The organism is Hydrogenophaga sp. A37 (assembly GCF_002001205.1).
GTDB lineage: Bacteria > Pseudomonadota > Gammaproteobacteria > Burkholderiales > Burkholderiaceae_C > Hydrogenophaga.
Genome location: NZ_MUNZ01000106.1, coordinates 47,741 through 64,670, shown reverse-complemented (window position 1 = coordinate 64,670; position 16,930 = coordinate 47,741). Strand labels below are relative to the sequence as shown.

12 protein-coding genes, 2 tRNA genes and 1 rRNA gene are annotated in these 16,930 nt (G+C 65.8%); 5 read left to right on the top strand and 10 right to left on the bottom strand.

The window, feature by feature from the left end; genetic code table 11:
• Positions 1 to 17 precede the first annotated feature (17 nt).
• Positions 18 to 2,357 carry an ATP-binding protein gene (locus B0E41_RS13055; RefSeq protein WP_171984755.1) on the top strand — a complete coding sequence of 780 codons (2,340 nt, stop codon included), beginning with the start codon at positions 18 to 20 and terminating at the stop codon, positions 2,355 to 2,357.
• A gap of 96 nt (positions 2,358 to 2,453) precedes the next feature.
• Here the strand turns inward: B0E41_RS13055 and B0E41_RS13050 are convergent, their stop codons facing one another.
• From B0E41_RS13050 to B0E41_RS13015, 8 genes are read right to left on the bottom strand one after another with little or no spacing between them, the layout of a single operon-like run.
• Complete coding sequence (locus tag B0E41_RS13050; protein ID WP_077331582.1) at positions 2,454 to 3,425, bottom strand: threonine dehydratase; 972 nt, start codon at positions 3,423 to 3,425, stop codon at positions 2,454 to 2,456.
• Positions 3,426 to 3,441: 16 nt separating this feature from the next.
• Positions 3,442 to 4,149: a VOC family protein gene (locus B0E41_RS13045; protein ID WP_077331581.1), complete on the bottom strand. Its 708-nt coding sequence runs from the start codon at positions 4,147 to 4,149 to the stop codon at positions 3,442 to 3,444.
• Positions 4,146 to 5,021 carry a PhzF family phenazine biosynthesis protein gene (locus B0E41_RS13040; protein ID WP_077331580.1) on the bottom strand — a complete coding sequence of 292 codons (876 nt, stop codon included), beginning with the start codon at positions 5,019 to 5,021 and terminating at the stop codon, positions 4,146 to 4,148. Before B0E41_RS13040 ends, B0E41_RS13045 begins: the two co-directional genes overlap by 4 nt.
• Positions 5,022 to 5,036: 15 nt before the next feature.
• Entirely contained in the window at positions 5,037 to 5,654 is a 618-nt protein-coding gene (locus B0E41_RS13035; RefSeq protein ID WP_077331611.1) for a glutathione S-transferase, read from the bottom strand.
• 5 nt (positions 5,655 to 5,659) lie between these two features.
• The gene (locus B0E41_RS13030) at positions 5,660 to 6,829 is read right to left on the bottom strand and encodes a PLP-dependent aminotransferase family protein (RefSeq protein ID WP_077331579.1); all 1,170 of its coding nucleotides are present in this window, start codon (positions 6,827 to 6,829) and stop codon (positions 5,660 to 5,662) included.
• Between the two features lie 58 nt (positions 6,830 to 6,887).
• Positions 6,888 to 7,217: a DHCW motif cupin fold protein gene (locus tag B0E41_RS13025; protein WP_077331578.1), complete on the bottom strand. Its 330-nt coding sequence runs from the start codon at positions 7,215 to 7,217 to the stop codon at positions 6,888 to 6,890.
• Positions 7,214 to 8,185 (bottom strand): DMT family transporter, encoded by a 972-nt coding sequence (locus B0E41_RS13020; protein WP_077331577.1) that lies wholly within the window; start codon positions 8,183 to 8,185, stop codon positions 7,214 to 7,216. The genes B0E41_RS13025 and B0E41_RS13020 overlap by 4 nt, the downstream gene beginning before the upstream one ends.
• The gene (locus B0E41_RS13015; RefSeq protein ID WP_077331576.1) at positions 8,182 to 8,844 is read right to left on the bottom strand and encodes a LysE family transporter; all 663 of its coding nucleotides are present in this window, start codon (positions 8,842 to 8,844) and stop codon (positions 8,182 to 8,184) included. The genes B0E41_RS13020 and B0E41_RS13015 overlap by 4 nt, the downstream gene beginning before the upstream one ends.
• A 124-nt stretch (positions 8,845 to 8,968) precedes the next feature.
• Here B0E41_RS13015 and B0E41_RS13010 point away from each other — a divergent pair, with 124 nt between their 5' ends.
• Entirely contained in the window at positions 8,969 to 10,429 is a 1,461-nt protein-coding gene (locus B0E41_RS13010; RefSeq protein ID WP_077331575.1) for a PLP-dependent aminotransferase family protein, read from the top strand.
• Here the strand turns inward: B0E41_RS13010 and B0E41_RS13005 are convergent.
• Positions 10,407 to 12,578 carry an ATP-binding protein gene (locus B0E41_RS13005; RefSeq protein WP_077331574.1) on the bottom strand — a complete coding sequence of 724 codons (2,172 nt, stop codon included), beginning with the start codon at positions 12,576 to 12,578 and terminating at the stop codon, positions 10,407 to 10,409. The genes B0E41_RS13010 and B0E41_RS13005 overlap by 23 nt on opposite strands.
• A gap of 34 nt (positions 12,579 to 12,612) precedes the next feature.
• A complete protein-coding gene (locus tag B0E41_RS13000; protein ID WP_077331573.1) occupies positions 12,613 to 14,508 on the bottom strand; it encodes an ATP-binding cassette domain-containing protein in 1,896 nt (631 codons plus the stop codon).
• A 550-nt stretch (positions 14,509 to 15,058) separates the two neighbouring features.
• On the opposite strand from B0E41_RS13000, the gene B0E41_RS12995 reads away from it, so the two are divergent.
• From B0E41_RS12995 to B0E41_RS12985, 3 genes are all read left to right on the top strand, one after another.
• A 16S ribosomal RNA gene (locus B0E41_RS12995) occupies positions 15,059 to 16,591 on the top strand.
• A gap of 100 nt (positions 16,592 to 16,691) precedes the next feature.
• A tRNA-Ile gene (locus tag B0E41_RS12990) sits at positions 16,692 to 16,768 on the top strand.
• Positions 16,769 to 16,795: 27 nt separating this feature from the next.
• Positions 16,796 to 16,871 (top strand) — tRNA-Ala (locus B0E41_RS12985).
• Positions 16,872 to 16,930: the final 59 nt, after the last annotated feature.

Below are 16,930 nucleotides of genomic sequence, written 5' to 3'. Positions count from 1 at the left end.
CCTCATCGCGCTGGCTCATGCTGCCTGACCTGCCCACCCTGTTGTTGGTGCGTCTGGGCGTCGACGTGCTCATCGCGGGCGCTTTCTGGACGCTGATGCGCCGCTACCCGGCCATCGGCGGGCCAGGCTGGTGGTCGCTGGGCGGGTTGATCAGCATCCTGGGGTCGGTGGCTTTGATGTCGCGTTCCGGCGGGGCCGGTCCTCTGGTGGCCGCCGCGTCGGCGGTGATGTTGTTCGGCGCCCATGGCTGCGCCTGGCTGGGTCTGCGCAGCTACCTGCGCGTGCCCATGCCCTGGCGCACGTTGGGCACGGTGTTTGGGGTGCACGCCGCCCTGCAAGTGGGGGTCGCGCTCCACAGCGACGGCAGTGGACCTCCTCAAATCATCTACGCGGTCGCGGGCCTGGTGCTCGTGGCGCTGGTGCTGCGCGATCTGGTGGGTCTGAAGGCCCAAAACACGACCCGGGAATTCCATGAGCTGACCCTCGTGACACTGGCCGAGGGTCTCCTGCTGCTGCTGGCGGTGGCCTGGATGGTGTATCGCCGGCAATCGCTGGACCAGGTCTCTGCCGGCTTCATGCTGGCGTTTCTGTTGACCAAGTTCCTGCGGACGCTGATCTTCAGCGCCCTGGTGTCGCTGCGTCTGCGACAGGACGCGGAGCGGGCACGCAAGGCCATCGCCGAACGCGAGGCCGACTCTCGAGCGCTCGTCACCAACCTGGGCGCGGGCGTGGTCGTGTTCCGGCCGGACAGGAGCATCGTGTCGGCCAACAACGCGGCGCGGCGCTTCTTCGGTTGGCCGATCGATGACAGCGGACGGGCTGGGGTCCCGCCCTTGACCGAGTGGCGTGTCATGCGCGAGGACGGCACGCGCATGCCGCGCCACGAGGTGCCGTTTGAGCGGGTGCTGGCCACAGGGCAGCCGGTCACGGACCTGATGGGCGGCTTTCAGAGGGGCAGAGGGGGTGCGGTGCGCTGGGCGGTGGGCAGCGCCTACCCCGAGAACGACGCCATCGGCGGCCTGAGGCATGTGGTCTTCACCTTCGTGGACATCACCTCGCTCAAGCAGGCCCAGCAGCAGCAGCACCTGCTGGAAACCCAGCTCGCCCAGTCGCAGAAGATGGAGGCCCTGGGCACCCTGGCTGGCGGCGTGGCGCACGATTTCAACAACATTCTGGCCGCCATTCTGGGCAACGCCGACCTCGCCCGGCAAGACATCTCGCCTGGAGCGCCCGCGCGCGAAAGCCTGCACGAAATCAGCAACGCGGCGAGGCGCGGCCGCGAGCTGGTGCGCCAGATCCTGGCCTTCAGCCGCCAGCAACCGCTGGCGCGCACGCCGGTGCGGCCCGGTGCCATCGTGGCCGAGACCTGCAGCTTGCTGCGTTCCGTGATCGCGCCCCATGTGCAACTGGTGCAGCAGGTGCCACCGAGGCACCACGCGATCCTCGCCGATCCCACCCAGCTTGGGCAGGTGCTGCTCAACCTGGGGACCAACGCGGTGCACGCGCTGCTGGGGCGGCCCGGTCGCATTGAGTTTCAGGCCGCCGACGTGGCGCCAGACGACCCGGCTTTGCCCTCGGCCGTGGCACAGGCCTGTCGCGACAGTGGGCTGGGCGCGGTGCGCATCAGCGTGAGCGACGACGGCTGTGGCATGGACGAGTCCACACGTGCTCGCATGTTTGAACCTTTCTTCACCACCAAGGTGGTGGGCCAAGGCACCGGGCTGGGCTTGCCGGTGGTGCTCGGCATTGTGGAGGCGCACGGCGGCGCCATCGTGGTGGACAGCAACCCTGGCGCGGGCACGACCTTCACGCTCTACTTTCCCGCGACCGCCGAGCAACCGGCGCCCTCGTTGTTGCTCTGCGCTGGCGTTGCGCAGGCCGAAGACGGCACAATGACTGCCTTTACAAGTGGCGACAACCAGCCGCCCCCCGATCATTCAGCGGAGCAATCTGTCATGCCCGACGACCTGAGCAACACCCCCCGCCACATCCTGTACCTCGACGATGACGACACCCTGGTGTTTCTCGTTCGGCGTTTGCTTGAGCGGCGTGGCTACAAGGTCACGGCCCTCACCGATCAGCAGGAAGCGATCGATGCCGTGCGTGCTCAGCCCGATGGTTTTCACCTGCTCATCACCGACTACAACATGCCCGGCATGTCGGGCATCGACGTCGCGCGCGAGGTGCTGCTGATCAACCCCCGCCTGCCGGTGGCCGTGGCCTCCGGCTACATCAGCGACGAGCTGCAGGCCGAAGCGCAGGCTGCGGGCGTGATCGAGGTGGTGTTCAAGACGGACGCCGTGGAGGCGTTCTGTGAGGTGGTGGCGAGACTGGTAAACCCCCCGCGCCCCGCCTGAGGGCGGGTCACCCCCCAAGGGGGCGATGCGAGTGGCCCGGCGAAGCCGGTTCCACCGCATCCCGGGTCAAGACCCTCTCGCCGGATGACCCCGTTTTCAGTTGGTGTTGGCCAGCACCTTGGCGAACGTCGCGCTGTCCACATTGCCGCCGCACAGCGTGGTGCCGACGACCTTTCCTTTGAGGCTTTCACGTTCCTGCCACGCGGCCGCGAAGCTCGCGGCACCGGCGCCTTCGGCCACGTTGTGGGTGTCGGCGAACAGCGTGCGCATGGCTCGCGCCACTTCATCGTCGGTGACTTTCACCACGTGATCCAGGTGCGGTATCAGCACCGCCAGCGCTGCCGCGTCGGCCACACGGCAGGCCATGCCGTCGGCCAGCTCGGTGGTCACGGGGGCTTCGACCACGCGGCCCGCCACGATGGAGTCCGCGTAGGTGGTGGCGTGGGCGCTGACCACGCCGACGATGCGCGCCGTGTGCCCCAACGCCAGCTTGGCGGCGATGGCCGAACACGCGCCCGAACCCTGGCCAATGGGCACGTAGACCACGTCGAGATGGGGCACGGCCTGAAAGAATTCCCACCAGTAGGTGCTCACGCCGCGCAGCAGGTCCTTGTGATAGCTCGGCACCATGTGCGCGCCGCGCTCGGCGGCCAGGCGGATCGCGTGTTCGCGGGCTGACTGGAAGTCGCTGCCGTGTTCGATCAGGTTCACGCCGAGCGCGCGCATGGCGGCATTTTTCTCCAGTGAGTTGCCCTGCGGCACCACGATGCTGCAGGCCACCCCGTGCGCGCGCGCCGCCCAGCCGATGCTCTGGCCGTGGTTGCCGCGCGTGGCGCTCATCACTTCGCTCGGCAGCTCGCCGTGCTGCTTGAGCTGCTCGAAGTAGGTCAGCCCGCCGCGGATCTTGAACGCGCCGACCGGGGTGTGGTTCTCGTGTTTCACCCAGCAGTCCGCGCCCAGGCGCTGCGACAGCGTGCCCCAGCGGTACTGCGGCGTGGCCTGGAAGGATTGGTAGACCACCTGGGCGGCGGCTTCGATGTCGTGCAGGTGGGGCAGCTGGAGGGGCATGAAAAGTTCCGGGTGATCAGGAGGCCGAGCTCAGCATGAATGGGCCTTGGGGTGTGTCGAGCAAGGCGGTGAGCGCAGCGGGGCCAGGCGTCACCGCCATGGCGGCCAGGCCGATGTTGTCCATCGCTGCTTGCAGCCGGGGTGCTTCGGGGTGGCTGAGCGTGAGGCTTTGCAGCGTGAGCCCGCTCGCGGGCATGACGTCGGCGGGGTGCTGGTTGCCCGATGAGTGGCCCCACTGGATCAGCGTGGGCAGCACGCCGTCGAACAGGCGCTGGCCGTCGTCGCGCACGGAGATGCGCCACTGCAGCAGGCCCGTCGGCGTCGGGCGCGACGCGGGGATCACCGGGCCGCGTTCGATACCGAGGTCACGCCAACCGGCGGTCGCCGCGTTGATGTCGGGCACGCTCGCCACCCAGTGCACCAATTGCGGCCCGTGTTGCGCCAGCCGTGCTTGCAGCACCGGGTCGTCCAGATCAAACCAGCGCCGCAGTCCGGCAGCGCGCGTGGGCGTGGCCTGCGGATGGATCGCGATGATTTCCAGGTAAGCGCTCGGGGCCTGTGCGCAGCTCAGCCGCAGCAGCCTGTTGTGCGTGCCGAACAAGGCGTGTTCGCCACCCGGCCCGGGCACCACGCCCAGCGTGGCCTCGCACCAGGCCGCGCCTTCGTCCAGCGTGCGCGCGGCCACCACGATGTGGTCGATCTGCGCGCTGTGCGGGGTGGTCACAGGGTGACGTGGCCGTGAATGCAGGTGACGGACTGGCCGCCAACCCAGATGGTGCCGCCGGCGTCGGTTTCGATGAACACGCGGCCTTCGCGCGCCAGTGCCGTGCCCTGCGCGGCCACGTAGCGCTCGGGCGCGAGGCCCGCACCGATCAGCCACTGCGCGAGCGCGGCGTTCAGGCTGCCGGTGACGGAGTCTTCACACAGGCCGTTGTTGCCGGGGAAGAAGGCACGCACTTCGAACTGGGTGTCGTGTTCCTCGCATGCTCCGACCACACCGACTTTGCCGCGCGGGCCCACCACGCCGATGTCCAGCCCGGCCAGCACCGTGCCGTCGGGCTTGAGGGCCAGCACCTGCTCGGCGCTGCGCAGCATCACGCCGCGCCAGTTGGGCCCGTTGTCGCACCACGCGTGGGCCGTGATGTCGCTGCGCGCCACGCCCAGGCCATGCGCGATCAGCGTCACGTCGTCTTCGGGCAATGGGCCGCTTTTGATCAGCGGCGGCGCTGCAAAAGCCAGGCGCTGGCCATCGCGACGCAAGCGCACCAAGCCCACCCCACATTCCTGCACCACGTGTTCAGCCTGCGGCACACCGCCGGTTTCGAGCCAGGCGTGGCAGCTGCCCAGCGTGGGGTGGCCGGCAAACGGCAGCTCGCGGCCGGGGCAGAAGATGCGCACGCGGTAGTCGGCGCCTGCAGCACGGCCTTCGTCGCTGGGCGGCAGCAGGAAGGAGCACTCCGACAGGTTGGTCCAGTTCGTGAAGTGCTGCATGGCTTCGGTGGACAGGCCGCTGCCATCGAGCACCACCGCGAGCGGGTTGCCGCGGTAGGGCGTGGCGGTGAACACGTCGACCTGTTTGAAAGGGCGTTGCTGCATGGGATGTCTCCAGGTTCAGGACAAAGGCAGGTCCAGCACGCCGCGGCTGGCCGGGTGGGCCAGCCACTGCGCGTACCAGCGTTCCAGGTGCGGCCAGGCCGGGCGCGGCTGCGGCAGGCCCCACCAGCGGTGCACCTCGCAGGCGATGGGGATGTCGGCCATGCTCAGCGTGTCGCCGGCCATGAAGGCCTGCCGCGAAAGGTGCTCGTCGAGTTGCTGGAACTTCGGCTCGGTCGCCGCCACCGAGGCGGCGATCACCTGAGGATTGCGCTGCTCGGCCGGTGTTCGGATCCATTGCTTGAAGGCGGGGCTGCCCGCCGGGTTCAACTCGGTCTGTTGCCAGTCCATCCAGCGTTCGGCGTTGAAGCGCTGTTGCAGGTCCTGCGGGTACAGGGGCGAGCTTTCGCGACAACAGAGGTATCGCACGATCACGTTCGATTCCCAGAGGATGAAGTCGCCGTCTTCCAGCAGCGGCACCAAACCGTTGGGGTTCTTGCCGCGGTAGTCGGGTGTGTTCACGATGCCGAAGCTCAATCCCGCATCGACGCGTTCAATCTTCAACCCGAGCACCTGCGCGCACAGCATCACCTTGCGCACGTTGATCGAGCTGATGCGGCCCCAGAGGCGCAGCATGGCCATCAGCCTTTCGCCGCTTCGCGGATCGCCTGTGCCAGCGCAGCGATGCCGATGTGGATCTGCTCCACGCTGGCCGTCACGAACGACAAGCGCAGCGTGCGCGGGTCGGCGTGATCGGCGTAGAACGCAGCGCCTGGCACGAAGGCCACGCCCTTGTCCACCGCTTTGGGCAGCAGCTCCACGGCGTTCATGCCCTCGGGCAGGCGCACCCAGAGGAACATGCCGCCGTCGGGGGTGTTCCATTGCACATCCAGCCCGGCCATTTCTTTCGAGAGCGCGTCCAGCATCGCGTGGCACTGGGTTTTGTACAGCGCGCGGATGGTGGGCACGTGGCGGTGAATGAAACCGTCTTTCAGCACCTCGGACACCATGCGCTGGTTGAAGCTCGGGCTGTGCAGGTCGGCCGCCTGCTTGGCCTGCAGCAGCTTGGGCATGATGGCTGGGGGTGCGACCACGTAGCCCAGCCGCAGGCCGGGCGCGAGCACCTTGGAGAACGAGCCCAGGTAGATGCAGCCGTCCGGGTAACGCGCGGTCAGCGGCTTCGGCGGCGGCTGGTCGAACCACAGGTCGCCATACGGGTTGTCTTCCACCAGCGGCAGGCCGATGGCCGCTGCGCGCTCCACCAGCGCGGCGCGGCGCGCCTCGCTCATGCTGCGGCCGGTGGGGTTCTGGAAGTTGGGCAGCACGTAGAGGAACCGCGCGCCGGGCGCCTTCTTCACCAGATCGTCCACGTCGATGCCTTCGTCGTCGCTCTCCACGCTCACGATGACCGGTTCCATGGGCGTGAAGGCCTGCAGCGCGCCGAGGTAGGTGGGCGTCTCCACCAGCACCGTGCTGCCCTCGTCGATCAGCACCTTGGCCACGAGATCCAGGCCTTGCTGGCTGCCCGTGGTGATCAGCACCTGGTCGGGGCTCACGTCCCAGGGCAGTTGCTCGGCGATCCATTCGCGCAACGCCGGCAGGCCTTCGCTGGCCGCGTACTGCAGCGCGGCACTGCCGTCGGTGCGCAGCACCGTTTCGCATGCCGCAGCAAACGCGTCGACCGGGAAGGTCTTGGGCGACGGCAGGCCGCCAGCGAAGCTGATGATGCCGGGCTTCTCGGTCACCTTCAGGATCTCGCGGATCACCGACGGGTTCATCTTGTGGGCGCGTTGGGCCAGGGTCCAGGGCATGGTGGTTCTCTCTTTGAATGCAAAACGGGTTCAGGGCTTGAGCGAAACGCTCACTCTCTCAGTCGACGATGAACAGTTTGGCCCCGTGGGGCGAGGTGGATCGGTGGGCTTCGGCGTGATCGGCGACCTGGTAGCTCATGCCGGGGGTCAGGACAAAGCTTCGTCCGTCGGCGAGCTCGGTGACGAGTTCGCCTTCCAGGCACAGCAGCACATGGCCCTTTTCACACCAGTGGTCGGCCACATAGCCAGGCGAGTATTCAACCATTCGAACGCGGATGTCGTCGAACGTCTGGGTGCGCCAGAGGGCCTGGCCTTGCAGGCCGGCGTGGGGCTCTGCGGTGATCGTTGACCAGTGGGTCACGCCAAAGGGAATGTGCTGCATCTTCATGGGGGGCTCCGGGGGATATTCTGGGCTTTCATGGTGTCCGTTCTCGGTGCGGCCATGCGGCGCCCCATGAAGACCGTGGCGACCACGGCCACGGCAAAACCCAGTGTCATCGGGTCCAGCGATTCGCCCAGCAGCGGCACAGCGGCCAGGATGCTGACGAAAGGTTGCAACAGCTGCAGCTGGCTCACCCGCAGCGTGCCGCCCAGCGCCAGGCCGCGAAACCAGGCGAAGAAGCCGGCCCACATGGAGAACACACCCACGTAGATCAGCGCGAGCCAGGCCGAGGTGTTCACCGGCTGCTCAGGCCAGGTGAGCAGCGCACCCGGCACCGTGAGCGGCAGCGCCATCACGCACACCCAGCTGATCACGCGCTCGGCGCCGAGCACCGGCGTGACCTTGGCGCCCGCCACGTAGCCGAGCGCGGCCGCGATCACCGCGCCCACCAGCAGCAGATCGGCCCAGGCCAGACCGAAGCCATGGCCGAGCTGGTGCGCGCGCAGCACGCTGTAGGCCGCCACCAGCAAACTACCGAGCCCAGCGAACAGCCAGAAGCCCAGGCGCGCTCGCTGGTGCAGCAGCCAGGCCGCGGCGGCCGCGGTCGCCAGCGGGAGCAGGGCAGTGATCACGGCGGCGTGGCTGGCCGTCACGTGGCGCAGCGCCCAGCCCAGCAGCAGCGGGAAGCCGATGGCATTGCCCAGCAGCGAGAGCGCAAGCGGTTTTCGCAGGCCTGGCGCTGGCAGCGGTGAGCGTGTCGCCAGCAGGTAGATGGCGGACAGGCCGCCGGCCAGCGCGGCGCGTGCCCAGGTGACGAACCAGGGCGAAAGCTGGGGCGCGTCGGCCGTGCCGGTGGCTAGCCGCGTCATGGGCAGGGTGAGCGCGAACACGACCACACCGATCAGGCCGAGCCACAGACCCAGGGTCTGTTCGCGAGGGCTAGGCAGGGCGGGCAACGCGGTGCTGTGGTTCATGGCGCGGTCCCCGTGGCCGTGACGGGCGCACCCAGACCGCTCGCCAGCATCCACGCGGCGGTGAGCACCAGTGCGCAGGCCATGACGCGGTTGAAAGCCAGTAGGCGAGCGCCCGTGGCCACGCCGTCCACCACCGGCCCGGCCAGCCAGTGGCGCAGCAGGGAGCCGACGGCGGCGTAGAGCAGGTTGCTGAACAACGCGAAGGCCAGCATCAGCGGCAGCACGTGCACGAAGCGCTCCAGCGCATCCGAGCGCCCGGCGATCCAGCCGGCCACGATGGACAGCGCCAGCATCCAGGCCTTGATGTTGAGGAACTGCAGACCCACGCCCTGCAGGAAGGTGACCTGCAGCCGCTCGGACTTGACCTGGCTGAGCGAGCGGCTGCCCCAGAGCTTCCACGCCATCCACAGCAGGTAGGCGCAGCCACCCACCAGGATGGCCCAGCGCAAGGCCGGCTGCGCCACGATCAGCGTGCCCAGGCCGCCGGCACACAGCGCCAGCAACAGTCCCCAGCCCACCGGCACCGCGCAGACGAAGCGCAGCGAATGCCGCAGGCCGAAGTTGGCCGCGAGCGCGGTGGACAAGGTGGTGTTGGGCCCGGGCGTGAAGCTGGTGGCCGTGGCCAGCACCAGCAGGGCGCTGAATTCGCTGGCGGTCATGCGGTTTCCATGGGGGCTTGTCGCTTCATGGGGAACACTTTATCCTTTCATTTCCATACACAAGCCATACAGATGATCGGTTCAGAAGCCACATCTGTGTGGTCTCTTTGAGCCATACACCGCCATGCTGCAGACCGCTGTGTTCCCTTCAGGCGACGCCACGTTGGCCCAGCCGGCGCTCACGCGCACCGCCGCGCAGAGCCTGACCGAGCAACTGGCCGAGCGCTTTGCTGCCCGCATCCGCGACCGCCTGCTCGCGCCCGGCGCGCGCCTGCCGAGCGTGCGCCAGTGTGCCGCGCAGCACGGGCTGAACCCGTCCACCGTGGTGGCCGCCTACGATCTGTTGCTGGCGCAGGGCATGGTGGAGGCGCGACGCAACCGGGGCTTCTTTGTGCGCGAGCGTGCGCCGCTCCGGGGCGAGACCGTGTCGGTGTCCACCGCGCCAGCCGTCACCCCGGGCATGGCCGCACCCATCAGCGCCGCGATGCTGATTCGCGGCATGTTCCACACCACGGGCGGAAAGCCGCAGCCGGGCATGGGCGTGTTCCCGCCCGAATGGCTGGCGTCCACCTTCATGGCAGCCGCGGTGCGCAAAGTCAGCGGCAGCAAGGCGCTGGCCGACAGTTCGCTGCGCTACGGTGAGCCGCAGGGCGACGGCCACCTGCGCCGCGTGCTGGCTTCGCGCCTGCAGGGCATGGGCTTGCCGGCCGAGGCCTCGCAGATCATCACCACCGTGGGCGCCACGCACGCGCTGGACATCGTCAGCCGCACCTTGCTCAAGCCGGGTGACTGTGTGATGGTCGAAGAGCCTGGCTGGGCGGTGGAGTTCGCCCGGCTCGACGCCATGGGCATGCGCATCCTGCCGGTGCCGCGAGGCCCGCTCGGGCCGGACCTGGCGGTGATGGCGCGCTACTGCGAGGTGCACGCGCCCAAGCTGTTTGTGAGCGTGAGCGTGTTGCACAACCCCACGGGTCACTGCCTCTCGCCGGCCAGCGCGCATCGCGTGTTGCAGCTGGCGCAGCGACACGATTTCCACATCGTCGAAGACGACACCTACAGCCACATCGCGCCCGAACACGCCACGCGCATGAGCGTGCTCGACGGGCTGCAGCGCAGCATCTACGTGAGCGGTTTCGCCAAGATCTTGGCGCCGAACTGGCGGGTGGGGTTTCTGGTGGCGCCGCCCGATCTGACCGAGCGCCTGCTCGACACCAAGCTCTTGGCCACGCTCACCACGCCCAGCCTGCTGGAGCGCGCCATGGCGCTGTGCATTGAAAGCGGGCAGCTGCGCCGCCATGCCGAACGCATCCGGACCCGGCTGGACGCCGCCCGCACCCGCAGTGTGAAGCTCGCCCAGGCCGCAGGTTGCCGTTTTGTGGCCGAACCTTCGGGTCTGTTTGGCTGGGTCGACACGGGCGTGGACACCGAGGCGCTGGCGCAGCGGTTGCTGGACGAGGGTTACCTGATCGCGCCCGGCGCGTTGTTCCATGCCGCGCGCGCGCCCAGCACGCTGATGCGCATCAATTTCGCGACCACGCAGGACGCGGCGTTCTGGAAGGTGTTTAGGCGGTTGGCCGGGCGCTGAGCAGCACGGCCAGCGCGGTATCGATCAGCTGCGCCTCGGCCTGCATCAGTGGCAGCGCCCTTTCAAACAGGTGCCAGTCGTGTGAGCGTGCGGCCAGCTCCAGCCCTTTCGAGAGGCGGGCGCCGCGCTCGGCCGTCATGGCGCCAAGCGAGCCCTTGAGGCCGTGCGTGTGGGCCACCGCCAGGTCGGTGTCCTTGGATTGCAGGGCGAGCTGCAAGTGTTGCAATCGTTCGGCCAGATCGCTGCGCATGGCCTGTGCCAGCTGGCGCAGCGTGACCTCATCGCCGTCGAGCCGGCGGCGCAGCGTGTTCACATCGAGGGCGCCGGCCGCTGCCGGGCTGCGCTGGCCGGCTTCCGGTGCCGCATCGGCCAGGGTGCTGCGCACGGGCCGGCCTGCGGCACGCTGCAAGGCCGCCTCCATCGCGCGCATCAGCGCCTGCGGGCTCACCGGCTTGGGCGTGTAGCCGTCCACGCCGGCGGCCAGGCAGGCCTCGCGGTCACCGTTCATGGCGTTGGCCGTCACCGCCACGATGGGCGTGTGTGGCAGGCCCTTCCGGGTTTCCAGCTCGCGGATGCGCCGGGTGGCTTCGAGTCCGTTGCTGCCGGGCATCTGCACGTCCATCAGCACGAGGTCCACGCCGCCCTGCGCCCATTGCTGAACCGCCTGCTCGCCGTCGCGCGCGTTGCGCACGCTGCAGCCCAGGCGCTGCAGCAGCTGGTTCATCAGCAGCTCGTTGACCGGATGGTCCTCGGCCACCAGCACGCACAGCCCGGCGAAGCGCTGGCCGGCCTGTGCCAATTCGTTCAGCTCCACCGGCCCGCTCATCGGGCCCGCGTCCACCACGGCGGGCTCGCCCAGCGGCAGCGTCACGGTGAAAGTGCTGCCCTGACCGAACTCGCTTTGCAGCTCGATGCCGCCGCCCATGAGCTGGATCAGGCGTGAGCAGATGGCCAGGCCCAGCCCGCTGCCGCCGAAACGGCGCGCGGTGGACGCGTCGGCCTGAGTGAAGGCGTCAAAAATGGTGGTTTGTTGCTTGGGTGAAATGCCCACGCCGCTGTCCTGCACCTTCAGTTGCAGCAGACGCGCACCGCTGCCTTGGGCCGTGAGCGTCTGGGCCGAGACCCGGATGCGTCCGCCCCGTGGCGTGAACTTCAGCGCGTTCGACAGCAGGTTGCCCAGCACCTGGCGCAGCCGACCGGGGTCGCCGAGCATCTGCGGCGGCAGGCCGGGTTCGATCTGAAGCGTCCAGTCCAGCGGCTTGGCACGGGCTTGTTGGGCGTAGAGGGCACTCACTTCGTCCAGTGTGTCGCGCAGGTTGAAGGGTAGGTGCTCGATGCTGAGCTTGCCCGCCTCGATGCGCGAGAGGTCCAGCACGTCGTTGAGCAGCGCCAGCAGCGCGTGGGCCGAGCTGTCCATCAGGTCGAGCCAGCTCTTTTGCTCCGGGTTCAGAGGCGAATCCATCAGCAGCCGCGTCAGGCCCATCAGCGCGTTGAGCGGCGTGCGCACCTCGTGGCTGATGTTGGCGAGGAACTCGCTCTTGGCTCGGCTGGCCTGCTCGGCCAGATCGCGTGCGCGCTCGCCTTCGGCCTCCACGCGCTTGCGTTCGCTGATGTCGGCGTGCGTGCCCATCAGGCGAATCGAGCGTCCCTTGGGATCGTGTTCGGCCACCATGGCGTGGCTCTCGATCCAGAGCCAGCCGTCGGCGGTGCGTACCCGGTATTGCGACACCGCGCGCTGATGCGGCCCCTTCAACAAGCTGCGGGCCGCGGCATCCACCCGGGTGCGGTCGTCGGGGTGGACCCGGTCGAGCAGGCCGTGAGTGTCCCAGTAGGCGTCCATGGCGATGTCGCCGAGCATCTCGCCCCAGCGCGCGGTCAGAAAGACCTGAGGCGAGGGCAGTTGCCAGTCCCACAGCGCCAGGCCGGCCGCGTCCACCGCGAGTTGCAGCCGGTCGCGCGTCTCGTCCAGGGCCTCTTCGGCCAGCAGACGGCTGTTGGATTCGCGGTGCACCGAGCCGCGCAGGCGGTCCAGATCGTGGTTCTGCCGGTCAATCTCGGCCATCAGCACCTGGGTTCGCTCGCGCTCTTGTTTCAGATCCTGCAAGGCGCGTTGCAGGTCCAGGGCGATGCGTTGAGGGCTGTTGGGCATGGGGGTGGTGTTTCTGTGTGCCCCCGCGAGAGGGTCAGCTGCCGCCGAGCGCTTCCCAACGCTCCATGGACTGCAGCCATTCAGCTTCTATTTCGGCATGTCGCACGCCCAATTGAGCCGCGCGCGCCGCATCGCTGGCAAACAGGGCGCCGCCGTTCAAGGCCGCGTCGATCTCTGCCTGTTCTGCTTCCAGCTTTTTCAGGAGCGCGGGCAGGGCGTCGAGTTCGCGCTGCTCCTTGTAACTCAGCTTGCGTTTGGCGGTGGGGGCGGGCGCCGCCACCGCCGAGCTCGGGGCTGGCGCCGCAGCGGGTGCGGGTGTTGGCGTGCTCGCGCGTTGCAGTTCAGCCGCCCGCGCCGATTGCGTGAGCCAGTCCTGCACGTCACCCACATACTCGCGCCAGCGGCCGTCGCCTTCGGCCACCAGCGTGCTGGTGACCACGTTGTCCAGGAAGCGCCGGTCGTGGCTGACCAGAAACACCGTGCCTTCATATTGTTGAAGCAGGTCTTCCAGCAGCTCCAGCGTGTCGATGTCCAGGTCGTTGGTGGGTTCGTCCAGCACCAGCACGTTGGCCGGGCGCGCAAACAGCCGCGCCAGCAGCAGGCGGTTGCGCTCGCCGCCCGAGAGTGTGCGCACCGGCGCGTTGGCCCGCGCCGGGGAGAACAGGAAGTCGCTCAGGTAGCTCTTGACGTGGGTGCGCTTGTTGCCGATCTCGATCCACTCGCTGCCCGGGCTGATGAAGTCTTCCAGCGTCGCGTCCAGGTCGATCTGGTCGCGCATCTGGTCAAAGTACGCCACGCTTTGTTTGCTGCCCTGGCGCACCGTGCCGCTGTCGGGGGCGAGTTCACCGAGGATGATCTTGAGCAGGGTGGTTTTGCCCGCGCCGTTGGGGCCGATCAGGCCGATCTTGTCGCCCCGCAGGATGGTGGCGGTGAAGTCGCGGATCACCGTGCGCTGGCCGCCATTGGCCGTGGGGAACGATTTGCTGATCTTCTCCAACTCCGCCACGATCTTGCCGCTGGTGGTGCCGCTGGCCACTTCGAGCTTCACACTGCCCACTGCGTCGCGTCGATGGGCGCGCTGTTCACGCAGTCGTTCCAGGCGGGTGATGCGGCCTTGAGCGCGGGTGCGGCGCGCTTCCACGCCCTTGCGGATCCACACCTCTTCCTGGGCCAGCAGCTTGTCGGCTCGGGCATTGATCACGGCCTCTTGTGCTGCTTGCTCTTCCTTCAGTAGCTGGTACTGGGCAAAGTTGCCCGGGTAGCTCAACAGGCGCCCACGGTCCAGTTCCACCATGCGCGTGGCCACGCGATCCAGGAAGGCCCGGTCGTGGCTGATGGTCACCACACTGCCCTTGTATTCCAGCAGAAGGTCTTCGAGCCAGGTGATGCTGTCCAGATCCAGGTGGTTGGTCGGCTCGTCCAGCAGCAGCACGTCGGGGCGGCTCACGAGCGCCTGTGCCAGTGCCACGCGCTTCTTGTTGCCGCCCGAGAGCTGGCCCACGGTCACTTCGCCCTCCAGGTGCAGTCGGTGCAGCGTCTCTTCCACCCGCTGTTCCCAGTTCCAGGCGTCCAGCGCTTCGATCCGGTTCTGCAGTGTGTCCAGATCCAGCCCGTCAGCGCCACTCAAATAGAGGTCGCGCGCCGCGCGGGCGTCGGCCAGCCCCACGCTGGCGGCTTCAAACACGGTACTTTGCAGGTCCAGAATGGGTTCCTGCGGCACATAGGCGACGCGCAACCCGGTTTGTGTCTGCAGGGTGCCGTCGTCTGGCTTCTCCAGCGCCGCGAGTATCTTGAGCAGCGAAGACTTGCCCGTGCCGTTGCGTCCGATCAGTCCGACCCTTTCCTGGAATTCAAGAGCGAAGTCGGTGTGATCGAGCAGCGCCACATGGCCATAGGCCAGTTGTGCGTCTTGCAATGTAATGAGTGCCATGAGGGAGTCAGAGTCAAAAGTGCCGCGATTATCCCAGTGCACCTCCTGTGGTTGGGGGCACCTTGTGTGTCATGCACATATAGGTGCTTCAGCGCCTTCTGGGAGGGCCCGCCGAAGCAGATCGATGCAGACGCATCTTTTCCAAACTTTTTTGCGGAATTTTGACAAAGACTCAAAATCTGTCATATACTGCGAGGCTGCGCTGATCACTGCGAAACTTCTTCGGAAGGCAAAGAGGTCAGGGTGGCTCAGGAATAAAAACCCGAGCGGTTTAGGCGGTCGAGATAAGTTAGGAGAAACCCTAAAATATTTTGACAAGGTAGCAAAAACTGATGTATACTACGAGGCTCAGCTGATCGCAGCTAAGCAAGCAGAAAGAAGCAAAGCTTCAGACTGTTGGATCATTAAAAACATACAGCCGATAAGCGTGGGCGTTTGAAGGCGATTGCGAAAACGAACTCGAAAGAGTTCAAGTCGCAAGACTTTAAACGCTCATGAGAATAGAAGTGAAGTTCACTTCAATTCCGTTTTTATGAGTAAATTCAAGATCGAACTAAAGAGTTTGATCCTGGCTCAGATTGAACGCTGGCGGCATGCTTTACACATGCAAGTCGAACGGTAACAGGCCGCAAGGTGCTGACGAGTGGCGAACGGGTGAGTAATGCATCGGAACGTGCCCAGTCGTGGGGGATAACGCAGCGAAAGCTGTGCTAATACCGCATACGATCTATGGATGAAAGCGGGGGACCGTAAGGCCTCGCGCGATTGGAGCGGCCGATGTCAGATTAGGTAGTTGGTGGGGTAAAGGCTCACCAAGCCAACGATCTGTAGCTGGTCTGAGAGGACGACCAGCCACACTGGAACTGAGACACGGTCCAGACTCCTACGGGAGGCAGCAGTGGGGAATTTTGGACAATGGGCGCAAGCCTGATCCAGCAATGCCGCGTGCAGGAAGAAGGCCTTCGGGTTGTAAACTGCTTTTGTACGGAACGAAACGGTCTGGATTAATACCCTGGGCTAATGACGGTACCGTAAGAATAAGCACCGGCTAACTACGTGCCAGCAGCCGCGGTAATACGTAGGGTGCAAGCGTTAATCGGAATTACTGGGCGTAAAGCGTGCGCAGGCGGTTTTGTAAGACAGTCGTGAAATCCCCGGGCTCAACCTGGGAATTGCGATTGTGACTGCAAAGCTGGAGTGCGGCAGAGGGGGATGGAATTCCGCGTGTAGCAGTGAAATGCGTAGATATGCGGAGGAACACCGATGGCGAAGGCAATCCCCTGGGCCTGCACTGACGCTCATGCACGAAAGCGTGGGGAGCAAACAGGATTAGATACCCTGGTAGTCCACGCCCTAAACGATGTCAACTGGTTGTTGGGTCTCTTCTGACTCAGTAACGAAGCTAACGCGTGAAGTTGACCGCCTGGGGAGTACGGCCGCAAGGTTGAAACTCAAAGGAATTGACGGGGACCCGCACAAGCGGTGGATGATGTGGTTTAATTCGATGCAACGCGAAAAACCTTACCCACCTTTGACATGTACGGAATTTGCCAGAGATGGCTTAGTGCTCGAAAGAGAGCCGTAACACAGGTGCTGCATGGCTGTCGTCAGCTCGTGTCGTGAGATGTTGGGTTAAGTCCCGCAACGAGCGCAACCCTTGTCATTAGTTGCTACATTTAGTTGGGCACTCTAATGAGACTGCCGGTGACAAACCGGAGGAAGGTGGGGATGACGTCAAGTCCTCATGGCCCTTATAGGTGGGGCTACACACGTCATACAATGGCCGGTACAAAGGGTCGCAAACCCGCGAGGGGGAGCCAATCCATCAAAGCCGGTCGTAGTCCGGATCGCAGTCTGCAACTCGACTGCGTGAAGTCGGAATCGCTAGTAATCGTGGATCAGCATGTCACGGTGAATACGTTCCCGGGTCTTGTACACACCGCCCGTCACACCATGGGAGCGGGTCTCGCCAGAAGTAGTTAGCCTAACCGCAAGGAGGGCGATTACCACGGCGGGGTTCGTGACTGGGGTGAAGTCGTAACAAGGTAGCCGTATCGGAAGGTGCGGCTGGATCACCTCCTTTCTGGAAAAGAGCAATCAAGCTCAAACGCTCACACTTATCGGTTGTTGGAAGGGGAAGTCGCCGGCAATCTGGATTTATCCAGGTTTCTAGTGACCGGCTTGGGTCTGTAGCTCAGTTGGTTAGAGCACCGTCTTGATAAGGCGGGGGTCGTTGGTTCGAGACCAACCAGACCCACCAAGTGCTCGAATTCCACCGCAACACATTGGGGGATTAGCTCAGCTGGGAGAGCACCTGCTTTGCAAGCAGGGGGTCGTCGGTTCGATCCCGTCATCCTCCACCAATTACTTGTCTGTTTCAACATCAAAGCATCTTGTTTTGCAGGATTCTTTGATGTTGATC